Raw genomic sequence first — 13,706 nt, forward strand, 5'->3', positions numbered from 1 at the left:
TTGTGCAATCGTCGAGTCATGTGCGGATGATAGAGGTCTGTTATTCAAGTGCAGCCACAGTCTGGTAATCAGTATATCCTTGGGCACCCTCGCCAGCATAGAATAGCGACGGACGAACGTCGTTGAGTGGCGCATCGGTCTTGAGCCGCTGCACCAAATCAGGATTGGCGAGCGCCATCACGCCCAAGGCTTCAATGTCGGCCAGTCCTGCCGCCACGTCCTTTCCAATGTGGTCGCGCTGCCGGCCTGGCCGATTGAGTATCAGCGTGCCGTGGAAGGTCTGGCGCAGTTCTGCCAGGAACGGGTCATGGCCGCGGGCGAACAGGATGTGGAGATAGGCCAGTTTCATCCCGTCGAATTGCGCCGCAAGATAGCGGTAGAGATCATCATTGAGCGCCCCTTCCGCGATACCGCCTGTGGGAACGCCGGGCGACAGCCGGATCGCGGTACGTTCGGGTCCTATCGCTTCGGCAACGGCGCGTACCGTTTCGAGGGCGAAACGCGCGCGGTTTTCCATCGATCCGCCATAGCCGTCGGTGCGGCGGTTGGCGTCCGGCGTCAGGAACTGATGAACCAGATAGCCATTGGCGCCATGAATCTCGACCCCATCGGCACCCGCCTCGATTGCGCGTTTCGCCGCATGAGCGAAGTCGGCTACGGATTGCTGAACCTCGTTGGTGGACAGGGCGCGCGGCACCGGGACCGGCTGCATGCCCGTCATTGTAAACATGTCCTCGCCCGGCGCGATGGCCGAAGGAGCGACCGGCTGGCGATGATGCGGGGTGTTCCCGGGATGCGCGCGCCGCCCGACATGCATCAGCTGGATGAATAGCCGGCCACCCGCCTCGTGTACGGCGTCGGTCACCGCGCGCCAGCCCGCGACATGCGCATCGGTATAGATGCCCGGCGTTGCGACATAGCCCTGGCCATCGGCAGAGGGCTGGGTGCCCTCTGTGATCAGCAGACCAAGGGAAGCGCGCTGCGCGTAATAAAGCGGGGCGAGGTCGCCCGGCGTGCCATCGGGCATGGCGCGGCTACGGGTCATCGGCGCCATCGCCAGCCGGTGGGGAAGTTCAACGGCGCCGATGGTGGTCGGGGTCCAAATGTTGATCATGTCGGTTCTCCTGGAAAGGCATGGAAGCAGGGTCAGAGCCGGGCTTCCGCCAGCAGTTCGCGCGTGCGCTTGAGTGTCGAGACTAAGGCGGCCTTGTACCCCCGCTCGCTGTCGAACTGCGCCTGCTCGGCCTGTTCCTCGGGTCCGCCCGGGACCTTATCGCGTAGACCGAGATAGCAGTAGAAGCGCAGGTACAGCGCACCGGATTGATCTTCGAACAGTTCGTTGATGATCGCACCTTCGCGCGGACCACTGGCCTGGAAGAAGGTAATCTTACTCTGCGGCTCGAGCACGATGATCTCACGCAGGTCGGCGCCGCCAATGGTTGCTTCGCGAACGAAGTGGGTGCGGTTTTTTCGACCACTTCGCAGCGGCTGCACAGTCCTTCAGGAAGGAACAAGCGGGCGTCGCGCGCCTTCGCTTCAAGGCCCTTCCAGACCTGATCGCGGGTGAGAGGGATTTCGTCGCCGGGGTTAACGGGAATGGTAGCGGTGGAATAGATCATGGCGGTGGTCCTTTGGCTGGCCGTTATCGGCTGACCCTGGAAATAATGATCCTCAGCTGCGCCAAAAGCCGCTATATTTGAACGTGCCGTCTCATAGGTGGAACATATGGATTTGCTGGCGCTGGCCGATTTCAACCTCGTTGCCCGTCATGGCGGTTTCGGAAAAGCAGCGCGTGCGGCGGCTCGCCCCAAGGCGACGCTGTCCCGGCGGGTTGGGGAACTGGAGGCATCTTTGAACCTGCGCCTGTTCGAGCGCGGCGCTCGGGCGCTGAAACTCACCGAGGAGGGGCGTGCCCTATTTGAGCGATCCGGCCAGTTGCTGACGGAATTGGAAGAGACGGTTGCTTCCATCGCCTCGGGGGGCCAGCGACCTCGGGGAAAGTTGCGGATCAGTGCGCCTTTGCTGTTTGCCCAGGCGGCAATGGGCAAAATCGGCGCGGCCTTTGCCATGGCATATCCCGAGGTGCGGTTGGAGGTCGTCGTCGAGGATCGTGCTGTCGACATGATCGAGGAAGCCTATGATCTGGTCATCCGCGTCAATCCGCAACCGGACGCAAATCTGGTTGGGCGGCCATTCCTGCGGGATCAGCAGGTGGTTGTGGCGTCGCCGAAACTCGCACGACCAGGGCTGAGGGAGCCTGTGCCTGCTCTGGTCCGCGGCGTGCTCGTTGAGGTCGATACCTGGCAGCTGACCACGCCCCAAGGGCCGGTTGCGCTGCCGGTTATGCCGGTACTAGCCATGTCCTCCAACATGATGCTGCGCGATGCCGCGCGAACTGGCGTTGGCATTGCACGGTTGCCGCTTTCACTCGTCAACCGCGATATCGAGAGCGGACAATTGGTCCAATGGGGAGAACTGACGGGGGCGGAAGTAACGCTCTGGGCGCTCTATCCTTCGCGTCGGCTGCTCAGCGCCCGCATTTCGGCATTCCTCACCTTTCTCAAGGCGTCTTTTCCCCACGGGACTCCGGAGGAGTTGGCAGCTTTTCTTGAGGACTGACCATCCGGACACGCTAAGCTCGCCTCAGTCAGCTTAAGGCCTCGCGCGCATCGGTTCACTAATCTTTAAAATCCCCCTTTGGACGACCGACAGGGGCGCGTTTGGGCCTACATTCGCCGTGACGCAGTGCAGCGTCGCGCCGACCCCGTGCAGATCGGTGCGCCCATCACATTCCGCCAGCCCATAACTTTTTTGGCAAGTCGCTGGACGAGTTGCAGATTCGTGAAGGATCGTTCGAGTTCAAACGGAACATGCTCACGCCTTGCCGGTTGGCTGAGTTCACGGATGATAGGAGAAAGCCATGTTCCCCGAACAGATTCCAGGCGAGAATGATCAGGCTGACATGCAGGGTACGTCGATGGCCGATCTGCCCGGCACCGACGACGGGACCAAAGACGAGGTTGACGTAGACGCCGAGGAGCTTGAAGAAGCCCAACTGGATGCCGCAGAAAAGCGTGAGCAGGAAGGCGGCTATCAATAGACATAGTGGCCCCGTCAGCGATGGTCGCTGACGGGGCCACTATGTCACACCATATTTTAGAAGTGGAAAATCACGCCAGCCATGGGACGAAAGCTGTCCCAGTCATAGGTGTCGACCTGCACGCGCAGGCGCACGCCGCTGTTGCCGGTGATGCCGCCAAGACCGATCTCCTTGGGGCCTACCTCCACGCCAGCGCCGTACATCCAGTCCTTGCGGTCGGGCCAGCCGCCCTTACCATTCACCCACTGATAGCCAGCCGACGCATAGATCAGGCCGCTTTCGCCAGCACGAGCGCCGAAGCGACCCTTGACACCATATTCCCAGTCGATGTCGCTAAAGCCCTTGGTGGCGTTGCCTTCCACGCCGACAAAAACGGGACCAAGCGGGACGTTTACGCCTGCAATACCGCTGATCAGCGCGCCATTCATAATGGTTTCGCCCGGGATGGCGCCCAATTCGGAACCACGATCAAAGGTATGATAGCCGCCAAGTACACCGACATAGGGCTCAGCGCCAAAAGCGTCGGTGCCATCAGGCGCTGTTTCCTGCGCGGAAGCGATTGCGGGCACGGCAGCGAGAATGGCTGCGGCAGCGAGAAACTTCTTCATACGAACCCCTGATTGTCTCGATTAGGTGGATCGCAGAACATGCCGGCTCGCCACGAGTTTCACAGGATTGTCATTAAATCGGGACCGTTGCCTACATGCAACAGCCGTTTGGGCGGAACCATAGCGATTGGGCTTCGTATTGTGGGAGCAAGCGGCGCCCCCTCCCTTGCAGTCTTCATCACCTGCCCGCCTCCGCCTGCCGGGGGCGGGTTTTTGATAAACCGGCTGTGAGTAACTAAGATTTCACGTTCTGCCGGCAGCCAGGGAGCAGACGAAGTACTGTTGCGAAGGGCTGCACCTTGATGAGCTTTGTCCAACCCGACAGTCGATTGCCAGCGCATGCGCTTCGGATAGCAACCCCGCAGCGGCTCGCCCGGCCCTTCAGCGAACGCCAATCGGTGAAAGCTGCCTTACCGTTCCGATCGGCGGCACGCCTTAGCCGAGAGGCCGATTGGAATGCTGACGTATGAAGACCGCAGGATCGACATCATGCCAGCAGCACGCCACACTTTTCGCCATCGGCCCAGATGATCGACGCACAAAGTTCTACCTGATCGACGGCGAGGGTCACCATCCCGATTGGCAAAAGTTCAGATCCCTCCAGCTGCGCGCCGTAGATCGCCCACTTCGCGCTAGGTTTCGTGGACAAAGGTTGACAGCAGGATCGGGCGTTGATTCAAGGCTGCCTTTTGGAGGTGGCGTTGGGCGAGCGTATTGGGCTGACGGAGGACGAGTGGGGGATCATCGGCACATTACTGCCATCTGAGCGTGGTCGTGGCTGTCGTCCAGCACAGGACAACCGGCTGTATTTCGAAGGCATGATGTGGATCGCCCGCACAGGTTCGCAATGGCGCCACTTGCCGGATGAATATGGCAAGTGGAACAGCGTTTTCCGCCGCTACCGGCGCTGGGTTACGACCGGGGTGTTCGAGGCGATGCTCGAGACACTGGGCGAAATGGTGGCTCGTGATGCCACTGCGGACATGATCGACAGCACCGTGGTCCGAGCACATCATTGTGCCGTCGGCATAAAAAAGGGACTCAGGAAACCGAGGCGCTTGGCCGATCGCGAGGCGGATTCAGCACAAAGCTCCACGCCCGCTGCGATGCCAAAGGCCGACCGCTCGGCTTTGTCCTGACCCCGGGCCAGAGCCACGATATCCAAGGCTTTGGCCCGCTGTTCCGTTTGATTGCTCATAAGATCGAGGCATTGTTGGCGGACAAGGGCTACGATGCAGATGCCATCCGCGAGGAATTGGCCAATGCTGACGTTGAGGCTGTCATTCCCGCCAAAAGCAATCGGCGCGATCCAATCCCACACGATCGCGAAAAATACCGTTGGCGCAATCTTGTCGAACGCCTCTTCAACAAACTCAAGAACTGGCGGCGTATCGCAACTCGATACGACAAAACCAAAGAGTCCTACCTCGGCTTCGTCAATCTCGTCTCAGCCCTGCAATGGATACCCTTTGTCCACGAAACCTAGCTGAAAGAGTGACCGAGAAAGCCCATCTAAGGACGCTATCCGTCCAGGCTTCCGCGGCCGCAAGTTCGGTCGCCTGAACGGCGCCGAGGGAGGAACCGTTCATTTAATTGATTAATATCGTCTCCTGTGGCCAGCGAGCGACCGCCCGGTTCGGAGTCGCATTGCCCAAAGAGCTTACGCTCACGAAGGGGCGGCTTCTGTGTAAACCAGTTGTACTCCACCGCGGGTATGTTTGGCAGAACTGCGCGCCCATGCCGAATATTTCATGCAATACAGTCCGGTTCTGGCGGCGCAGATCAAATCGCCCCTCGGGAACACGGTCTCCTACCATGATGCCACGAGATCTAGCGTCCGAGAATTGACACGATCGGTGGAAAGTCGCTGCTACCTTATTTCATGAGGCTTCAGCCCCTCGCCAGAGGATGCGCATGCTTGGACCATCGCGCTGGCAGCCGCAACCCTGGGCTAATTCGGCCGTGTTGGCGCTTGCGCGCCTGCCCGCACCACCCGGCATTATCCCGGGTTTCCCTTGGGCTTTGCCCGGCGGTGCTGCCGCCGCTTCCTTCGATGGTCCGGAGGCTGCGCATCCGGCGGATGGGCCGCCGGCCCCAAGTGGAACGAAAGGCAAAGCTCATGACCAGCACTCTCTCGGCGATACTCTCCGCCCTCGAACTCGGTCATCTTGATCACACTGGCGACCTGCGCACCCTAGAGGCGCCGCCACCCGCCGAAGCGATGGAACAAACCGTCAGCGCTGTCTGGAGCGATCTTTTCGCGCTTTTCCCCTTTAGCGCGCTCGAGCGCGACATCGAGGATCTGGGCTGGGGCCTGGTCAATCTCTTCCACCGCGCCGCCGCCAAGAAGTACCAGATGATCGACCGGCTGACGGACGAGATTCGGCTTCTGCTCGCCGAGCAGGATGGCTCGGAGGTCGCGACCGCCGACCTTGAGGACAAGATCGACCTTGCCCGCAAGATCGAGCAGTCGGCGCAGGCCTATGAGACCATGCGCGACACGGCAGCCCGCCATTACCTCCATGAGACGGGCCGTTCCTGGGTGCCGGCGTCGGGCAACCGCATTTCGCTCGGCACGAGCGCGGCGATCGTCGATGGACGGTCCTATCTCCAGGCGCGGCGAGAACGGGTGCGCGATGCCAATATGGTCCATGGCACGCCCGTGATCTTCGCCGGCGGGCGGCTGCGTTTCGCCAGCGACAACGAGGCCAAGCAATTCGCGGATAATCTGTTGCGGACTCTCAATGCCGTCCGCGAGCGGGTGGGCGACATGTATCTCGTCCATGGCGGTGACATGAAAGGCATTGAGCGCCTGGCCGCGTCCTGGGCCGAGCAGAACGGTATCCAGCAGCTCCGGTTCGGACTCGATCGCAAGTTCGGCGATCGCGCCGGGTTCCGCCGCAATGAACAGATGCTTTCGGTCAAGCCACGCTACGTCATCGCCTTCCAAGGCAATGGTGTCACCGAAAGGCTGGTGATCGAGGCCAAGGCGCGCGGCATCCACGTCGTCGATCGCCGCGGACCGCTTGGCACGCCGCCAGCGTCGCGACCTTGCGGCTGATCGGCCGCGCCGGCCGCTTAGGCGGCCGGCTTTCCCCGTTTCGAAATGCTGCGAATGCCGGAGGGGAGGAGGGCAGGGCGGCTGCCCCCCGTTTTCGTGGAGGTTTGCATCATGTTCATGCCCGATCGCCTTACGGTGCGCGCGCTCCTTGCCTTTCGCGCGGCGCATGGCCGCTGCTGGAAAGCGAAGCTGCTGTTCTTGTGGTCGACCGGCCGCGAGGTCGAAGAGGCCGATGGCGACTGCCCGCGCCAGAGGCGCAACCAGGCCGGCCCGGCATGGCTCAGCCAGTTGTCGCCATACCGCTGGCGCGCGATCGGGAGATTGGCAGAGCCCGGCGATCGGCAAACCGCCTTGAGGTTCCTTGATCGCGCACGCGAGTTTCACGAAGGGGCACGCCTCGGTGCTGCCGTCGCCCTTGCCCCGGCGCTGCACCTGCTGGCGATATCTTCCGAGCTGGGGCTCGAAGCCTATTTTATGAGCCGGGGCTGGTCGCACGATGAGGTCGCCCGGGATATTCGTCACGACCTCCTCGTCGCCTTCGACGAAGCGCGGCGGCTGGGCCTCCCGTCCCCGGGCCGTGTTCTTGTCGATTTGCTTGCAAGCCTCGGTCCCGCCTATGCCGCACATCGTATCGACGCGCTGGTGGTGGATGGTTATGTTTGCGATTTCGCGGCCACGCTGCGCGCGATGGCTCGCTCCTCGATGCCGTGGCGGCCGGACTGAGCCTGCCGATGCCGACGCCGTAACTGCGCCTTTTTGCCCGTCCCCTAGCATGTGATCTGCCCCCCACTGAGTGGCCCAGAGACTATGATAGTCTGGACCACGAAAGGGATGACGAATGCCAAGCAAGAAGCACAAGCCGGAAGAGATTATCGGGAAGCTGCGTGAAGTTGAGATCGTGCTGGCCCAGGGGGCCTCGACGGCGGAGGCGTGTCGCCGGATCGCAGTCAGCGAACAGACTTACTATCGCTGGCGCAAGGAGTATGGCGGCCTAAAGACTGACCAGGCGCGGCGGATGAAGGATCTGGAGAAAGAGAACCAGCGGCTTCGCCGGGCGATCTCGGACCTGACGCTGGACAAGCTGATATTGCAGGAAGCTGCACGGGGAAACTTCTGAGCCCCGCGCGGCGACGGCGCTGCATCGATCATATACGACGGGATCTGCCAGTCCGGCTATCCGAGCGACGGATATGCCGGGTTCTGGGGCAGCATCGATCGACACAGCGTAAAGTGCCGCGTGGGGCGGATGACGAACAGGCGCTGACGGAGGACATCATCGCCTTGGCAAAGCAATATGGTCGTTACGGCTACCGCCGGGTCACGGCGTTGCTGCGCCATGCGGGGTGGACGGTGAACCATAAACGGGTCGAGCGGATATGGCGGCGCGAAGGGCTCAAGGTGCCGCAGCGCCAGCCCAAACGGGGGCGTCTATGGCTCAACGACGGATCATGCATCCGCCTGCGGCCTGAGTATCCTGGGCATGTGTGGGCCTACGACTTCGTCGAGGGGCGCACGCATGACGGCCGCAAGTTCCGCATCCTGACGATCATCGACGAGGCCAGCAGGGAATGTCTGGCGCTTATCGTTGCGCGACAGCTCAAACATGAGGATGTGCTGGCGGCCTTGGCGGACCTGTTCATCTCGCGCGGCCCGCCTGCACATATACGGTCAGATAATGGCGCCGAATTTATCGCCAATGCCGTCCAACAATGGCTGCGGCAGATCGGCGTGAAGACGCTCTACATCGCGCCGGGATCGCCATGGGAGAATGGCTATAATGAAAGCTTCAATGGGTCGCTGCGCGACGAACTGCTCAATGGTGAAATCTTCTACAGCCTCGCCGAGGCCAGGGTGCTGATCGAAGCCTGGCGGCGGCATTACAACACCGTCCGCCCGCACAGCAGTCTTGGCTATCGGCCACCGGCACCAGAAACGGCGACACCGCCATATCCGGCCTCCGGTTCCGCTTCGCTCCACCTCCGTCCGGATATGGCGGCGATGAGCTTAATCCACTAACAAACCAATCGGTCCACTCGGTGGGGGCAGATCATGCGGAGATCCATTTGCAGCCCTGGCAGAGACCAGATCGTCATGACGGCGGGCGTTGCCGCGCTGGTTGGGGATGTGTCCCTCTTCCGCGGATTTCGCAGGCGCGCCGAGATCCTATGCACGGTGCAAAACTATGACAGCTTCAATTCCGACAACGATCCATTGGGTGAGCATGATTTTAGCCGCTTCGAATATGACAGCGCCATTCTCTACTGGAAGATCGACTATCATGATCTCGAGCTTGCCTGGGGCTCACCCGATCCGGCCAACCCCGACGTCACCACTCGGGTTCTGACGATCCTACTCGCCGAGGAATATTGAATGCACGGCCATCCCCCTGACCGGGGGGATGGCCGTGAAAAGTCTGCTTGAGCAGACTGCGCGCAAAGGATGTCTACACGTCGAGCGCGCTCGGGGAGGGGAGGGCGCACCGGAGCATCGCCCCCGTGCGGCAGGTGCAAAGCTGTGAACCAGACACGGGATCAGACCATTTGAGGAGCTATCGTCATGTCCGCCTATTTCGCCGCGCATCCCGATCACGCGATCCTCTTTGCGTTCGGCTGTTTCGCGCTCACCGTCTATCTCTTCCGCTATGTCGGTCCCGGCATTGGCGGTGGAGGCGACTGGTCATCGCGTGACCATTATGAGCGCAATCTGCGCGACGGGCCGGACGACTATTGCTGAGCTGGCGTACCAATGAGAACGATCGCCGTGAGCCTTCTCAAGGGCGGGGTAGGCAAGACTTTCCTCGCCACGCATCTCGCCTGGTATCTGGCCGAAACGGCAGGACGCCGGGTCGTGTTCGTCGATCTAGACCCGCAAGGCAGTTCGTCGCGCCGTCTAGCCGGTGAGCGGCCGGGTGGTTTCGCGGCCGATCTCTTCGATCCATCGGCGGCGTTTGCCGCCGATGGCCAGGTCGGACTGACGTTGCTCGCCGCCGACCAGCGCCTGCAGATGGTCAAGGCGGCGCAGGATGTGCGTGACTTTCTCGGCCGCTTTCCTGCGCTTGCACCCCACTTCGACCTGTGCGTGATCGATACCGGTCCCAAATGGGATGAGCTGACCCTGAGCGCTCTCGCGGTCGCTGATGCGGTGATCGCGCCCGTCCAGGTCGCCGAAGATTCGGTCGAGTGCGCCAAGATGCTGCTGACCGCGCTGCGCAAGGCCGAGGCGGCGAGGGCAGGGCGCAAGATCGATTTCCTCGGATTGCTGCCATCGATGGTCAACCCGTTCGACCGGCGCGAAATAGACAATGCCGTCAAGCTCGCCCACGCGGTCGGCGAGCGGCTGATGTTCCCAGCCTTCATCAAGGCGCGACCGACCTACAAGCATGCCGCGGAAAATCATCGGCCGGTCTGGATGGAGGGTGGTGGCGGCGCCAAGGCGGCGGCCGAAGAAATTCGGCCGATCCTCGCCGAGATCGAACGGCGGCTCGGTTCAGCGCCAGCGGCCGCCGCCTGATGGGTAAGTTCGACGAGCGCATCGAAGAGTTCGGCCTGCTCGTCGGCGCGCATGAAACGGCGCGCCGGGTTGAGGATATTCCTTTGGATCGGGTCATCCCCGACCCCGGCAATCCCCGGCGCAGTTTCGACGATGACGCCCTGGCTGAGCTTGCGGCCTCCATAGCGGCGCGGGGCGTCTTGCAGCCGATCACGGTTGCTCCCGCCGACGCCGCTGGCCTGTATCGCATCCGGTTGGGCGAGCGGCGCTTTCGTGCCTCCCAGCTCGCGGGCCGGGTGGCGATCCCGGCGATTATCGTGGCCGAGGGCGAGGGAACCCATCTGCTCGCCGATCAGATCGTTGAAAACGATCAGCGTGCGAACCTTTCTTCGGTCGAGCTCGCTGATGCGATTGCCCGGATGCTCGAGGGCGGCATGAGCCAGGTCGAAATCGCCACTGCGCTGGGCCGCTCCAAGCAGTTCGTTTCGCTCTACGCAGCCTATGGTAACATGCCTGCCTATCTCAAGGAAGCGCTCCCGCGCGCGCCGATCCGGCTGCTCTATGACCTGCATCGCACAGCCAGGGATTATCCTGCAGAAGTCGAGGCCTATGTCGGTGCCTGGGACGAGAAGGGCGCGACATTGGCGGACGGCGTGCGGTTTATTGCCGGGCTGAAGGGTAAGACGGACGTTCCCAGCATCGAGGCAGCGCCGGTGCAGGCCGCGGCGGCGACCGTCGCCCGTCCCGAACCGCGGGCAGGGACTGAGCCAGTCGCGCGACCCGAGGAGCAAACGCCAGAGCCCAGCCTTGCCGTTGAAGTCGATGGCCGTCCCGCGCGTCTTGTGCTTGGCCCGCGTGTTGTCGTGATCTTCGGCGATGGTTCCCGGCAAGAGATCGCGGCCGAACGGCTTTGCGCTGTGTCTGAGAGTCGTCCCGACGCCGCGATGCTTTGACCCTCTTCCTCCGCGTTCGCATATCCTATTCGCGTGTATGTTGGCCGCGCCCCTTTTTGGGGTGCGGCTGTTGATTGCTACTGAGATGTGACCCGGGGTTTCCATTGAGAAGTGACCCTGGTGGGTACGGGTTATGTGCTGCCGATGACCGGCAGGTTCAAGATGCTGGCTTCTCCTTTCTGGTTTTGGGCGCAGCGGTGCTGGCGCGGAAGCGGAAGCTATCGTTTCCGGTCTCCAGGATGTGGCAGTGGTGGGTAAGCCGATCGAGCAGCGCGGTTGTCATCTTGGCATCGCCGAACACGCCGGACCATTCGCTGAAGCTCAGATTGGTGGTGATGACGACGCTGGTGCGCTCGTACAGCTTGCTGAGCAGGTGGAAGAGCATGGCGCCGCCTGATGGGCTGAAGGGCAGGTAGCCCAGCTCATCGAGGATGAGCAGGTCGAGGCGTAGCAGGCGTTCTGCCAGTTGGCCGGACCGGTTCAAGGTCTTTTCCTGCTCAAGCGCATTGACGAGATCGACCGTGGAGAAGAAGCGGGCCTTCTTGCGGTGATGTTCGACAGCCTGGACGCCCAGCGCCGTTGCGATATGGCTTTTGCCGGTTCCGGGCCCGCCGATCAGCACGACGTTGTCGGCGTTTTCCATGAAGTCGCCCTGGTGAAGCTGACGCACTAGTGCTTCATTGATCTCGCTGGCGGCAAAATCAAAGCCAGCCAGATCCTTGTAGGCCGGGAAGCGGGCCGCCTTGATCTGATAGGCGATGGACCTGACCTCCCGCTCGGCCATTTCTGCTTTCAGGAGCCCAGCCAACATCGGCAAGGCAGCATCGAAGGCAGGCGCGCCCTGCTGGATCAGTTCGTCGGCGGCCTGAGCCATGCCGAACATCTTGAGGCTGCGCAGCATGACGATGACCGCAGCGCTGGCAGGGTCATGACGCATGGCGGATCTCCCTCAGCCTGTCATAGCGAACGACATTGGCCTCGGGCTCCTGCGTCAGACGCAGTGCCTGAGGCGCATCGATCGGCGCTGCTGGAGGCGCCTTGCCATCGATCAGTCGGTGCAACACGTTGAGAACGTGGGTCTTGGTGGCGACACCAGCTTCCAGGGCTAACTCAACCGCCCTCAGGACAGCCTGCTCGTCGTGATGAAGAACCAGGGACAGGATCTCGACCATCTCTCGGTCGCCGCCTGGGCGCTTGAGCAGATGGCCCTGTAACTCCCGAAAGGCCTCGGGCATCTCGAGAAAGGGTGCACCATTGCGCAGGGCGCCGGGCTTGCGCTGGATCACCGCCAGATAATGCCGCCAGTCATAGATTGTGCGTCCCGGCTTGTTATGAGAACGATCGATAAGCCGGGCATGTTCGCATACGATCTGGCCTTCGGCCGCTATGACAAGACGATCCGGGTAAATCCTCAGGCTGACCGGACGGTTCGCGAACGAAGCAGGCACCGAATAGCGGTTGCGGTCGAAGGCGATAAGACAAGTTGGCGATACGCGCTTGATCTGCTCGACAAAGCCATCGAAGGGCCGGCCCAGCGGCATCAGGCAGGGCGCTTCCTCGGCATGCACATCGGCCACAGTGCCGGGCATGGCGCCATGCTGGATCTCGCTCCATTGGGCGATGCATTGAGCTTCCAGCCAAGCGTTCAGTTCAGCCAGACCAGGGAAGCTGGGCATCGGTTGCCACAACCGGCGCCGGGCATCCTGGACATTCTTCTCGACCTGACCCTTCTCCCAGCCAGAAGCCGGATTGCAGAAATCCGTCTCGAAAAGATAATGGCTGGCCATTGCAGCGAACCTGGCATTGACCTGCCGCGCCTTCCCCGTCCCGATCTTGTCGACAGCGGTCCTCATGTTGTCGAAGATGCCGCGCTGCGGCACACCACCCAGCACCCGGAATGCCTGCGTCAGCGCGTCGAACAGCATCTCATGGGTTTGAAGCAGATAGGCTCGCACGATGAAGGCGCGACTATGCGCGAGTTTGGTATGAGCGACCTGCAGTTTCGTCACTTTGCCGTCCAGCACGGCATAATCCTCGCTCCAGTCGAACTGGAAGGCCTCGCCAGGCTGGAAAGCCAAAGGAACGAACGTCCCGCGTCCGCTGGTCTGCTGTTCATACTGAAGCTCGGTCCGCCATCGGCGGGCAAAGGCGGCCACCCGGTTATAGGAGCCATCGTAACCCAGCTCCACCAGATCCACATAGAGTTGCTTGGCGGTCCGCTTCTGCTTGCGGGATTTCTTGGATTCCACCCGCAGCCAAGCCGACAGCTTGTCCGCGAAGGGATCGAGTTTGCTGGGGCGCACCGGAACCCTGAAACTGGGCTCCACCGCATCGGAACGCAGGTATTTGCGAATGGTATTGCGCGATAGGCCGGTCCGTCGCTTGATCTCCCGAATGGAAATCTCCTGCCGGAAATGCCATCGGCGGATCACACTGAGTAAGTCCATGTTGATCACTCCGAGACCCTCCGACTGACAGCCGGAGGGGAGGGAAAC

Annotated in this window: 13 protein-coding genes and 2 pseudogenes; 10 read left to right on the forward strand and 5 right to left on the reverse strand. The window is 61.7% G+C overall.

Translation table 11 applies throughout. From position 1 onward, the window contains the following. Window positions 1-40: 40 nt before the first annotated feature. Window positions 41-1,114, reverse strand: a complete 1,074-nt coding sequence (locus tag ACGGKE_RS18350; protein ID WP_394443301.1) for an alkene reductase — start codon at window positions 1,112-1,114, stop codon at window positions 41-43. Between the two features lie 32 nt (window positions 1,115-1,146). After that, a pseudogene (locus ACGGKE_RS18355) lies at window positions 1,147-1,619 on the reverse strand (SRPBCC family protein). 106 nt (window positions 1,620-1,725) lie between these two features. On the opposite strand from ACGGKE_RS18355, the gene ACGGKE_RS18360 reads away from it, so the two are divergent. Further along, complete coding sequence (locus ACGGKE_RS18360; RefSeq protein WP_394443303.1) at window positions 1,726-2,619, forward strand: LysR substrate-binding domain-containing protein; 894 nt, start codon at window positions 1,726-1,728, stop codon at window positions 2,617-2,619. 301 nt (window positions 2,620-2,920) lie between these two features. Continuing rightward, window positions 2,921-3,100, forward strand: coding sequence for a hypothetical protein (locus ACGGKE_RS18365; protein ID WP_394443305.1), 180 nt, complete (start codon window positions 2,921-2,923; stop codon window positions 3,098-3,100). 56 nt (window positions 3,101-3,156) lie between these two features. Here ACGGKE_RS18365 and ACGGKE_RS18370 read toward each other — a convergent pair whose 3' ends face one another. Further along, complete coding sequence (locus ACGGKE_RS18370; RefSeq protein WP_394443307.1) at window positions 3,157-3,708, reverse strand: opacity protein; 552 nt, start codon at window positions 3,706-3,708, stop codon at window positions 3,157-3,159. Window positions 3,709-4,403: 695 nt separating this feature from the next. Here ACGGKE_RS18370 and ACGGKE_RS18375 point away from each other — a divergent pair. From ACGGKE_RS18375 to ACGGKE_RS18410, 8 genes and pseudogenes are all read left to right on the forward strand, one after another. Further along, window positions 4,404-5,194 (forward strand): annotated as a pseudogene (locus ACGGKE_RS18375) (IS5 family transposase). Between the two features lie 633 nt (window positions 5,195-5,827). After that, window positions 5,828-6,769, forward strand: a complete 942-nt coding sequence (locus ACGGKE_RS18380; protein ID WP_394443400.1) for a DUF2493 domain-containing protein — start codon at window positions 5,828-5,830, stop codon at window positions 6,767-6,769. 111 nt (window positions 6,770-6,880) lie between these two features. Further along, the gene (locus ACGGKE_RS18385) at window positions 6,881-7,492 is read left to right on the forward strand and encodes a hypothetical protein (protein ID WP_394443309.1); all 612 of its coding nucleotides are present in this window, start codon (window positions 6,881-6,883) and stop codon (window positions 7,490-7,492) included. 115 nt (window positions 7,493-7,607) lie between these two features. Then, a protein-coding gene (locus ACGGKE_RS18390) for an IS3 family transposase (RefSeq protein WP_394443311.1) occupies window positions 7,608-8,785 on the forward strand; the annotation gives its coding sequence in 2 pieces (ribosomal slippage) (window positions 7,608-7,872 and window positions 7,872-8,785; 1,179 coding nt in all). Window positions 8,786-8,818: 33 nt separating this feature from the next. Then, window positions 8,819-9,139 (forward strand): DUF3768 domain-containing protein, encoded by a 321-nt coding sequence (locus ACGGKE_RS18395; RefSeq protein ID WP_394443313.1) that lies wholly within the window; start codon window positions 8,819-8,821, stop codon window positions 9,137-9,139. A 186-nt stretch (window positions 9,140-9,325) separates the two neighbouring features. Further along, on the forward strand, window positions 9,326-9,502 hold the full coding sequence (locus ACGGKE_RS18400; protein ID WP_020820482.1) for a hypothetical protein: 177 nt from the start codon (window positions 9,326-9,328) through the stop codon (window positions 9,500-9,502). Between the two features lie 12 nt (window positions 9,503-9,514). Next, window positions 9,515-10,279, forward strand: a complete 765-nt coding sequence (locus ACGGKE_RS18405; RefSeq protein WP_394443316.1) for a ParA family protein — start codon at window positions 9,515-9,517, stop codon at window positions 10,277-10,279. After that, window positions 10,279-11,211 carry a ParB/RepB/Spo0J family partition protein gene (locus tag ACGGKE_RS18410; RefSeq protein WP_394443318.1) on the forward strand — a complete coding sequence of 311 codons (933 nt, stop codon included), beginning with the start codon at window positions 10,279-10,281 and terminating at the stop codon, window positions 11,209-11,211. The genes ACGGKE_RS18405 and ACGGKE_RS18410 overlap by 1 nt, the downstream gene beginning before the upstream one ends. A 157-nt stretch (window positions 11,212-11,368) precedes the next feature. On the opposite strand, the gene istB is transcribed toward ACGGKE_RS18410, so the two are convergent. Further along, complete coding sequence (gene istB / locus ACGGKE_RS18415; RefSeq protein WP_228222948.1) at window positions 11,369-12,148, reverse strand: IS21-like element helper ATPase IstB; 780 nt, start codon at window positions 12,146-12,148, stop codon at window positions 11,369-11,371. Then, window positions 12,138-13,658: an IS21 family transposase gene (gene istA / locus ACGGKE_RS18420; protein WP_394443260.1), complete on the reverse strand. Its 1,521-nt coding sequence runs from the start codon at window positions 13,656-13,658 to the stop codon at window positions 12,138-12,140. The genes istB and istA overlap by 11 nt, the downstream gene beginning before the upstream one ends. Between the last annotated feature and the right edge of the window lie 48 nt (window positions 13,659-13,706).

Source organism: Sphingobium naphthae (assembly GCF_043589935.1).
In the GTDB taxonomy this organism is placed as follows: Bacteria; Pseudomonadota; Alphaproteobacteria; order Sphingomonadales; family Sphingomonadaceae; genus Sphingobium; species Sphingobium naphthae_A.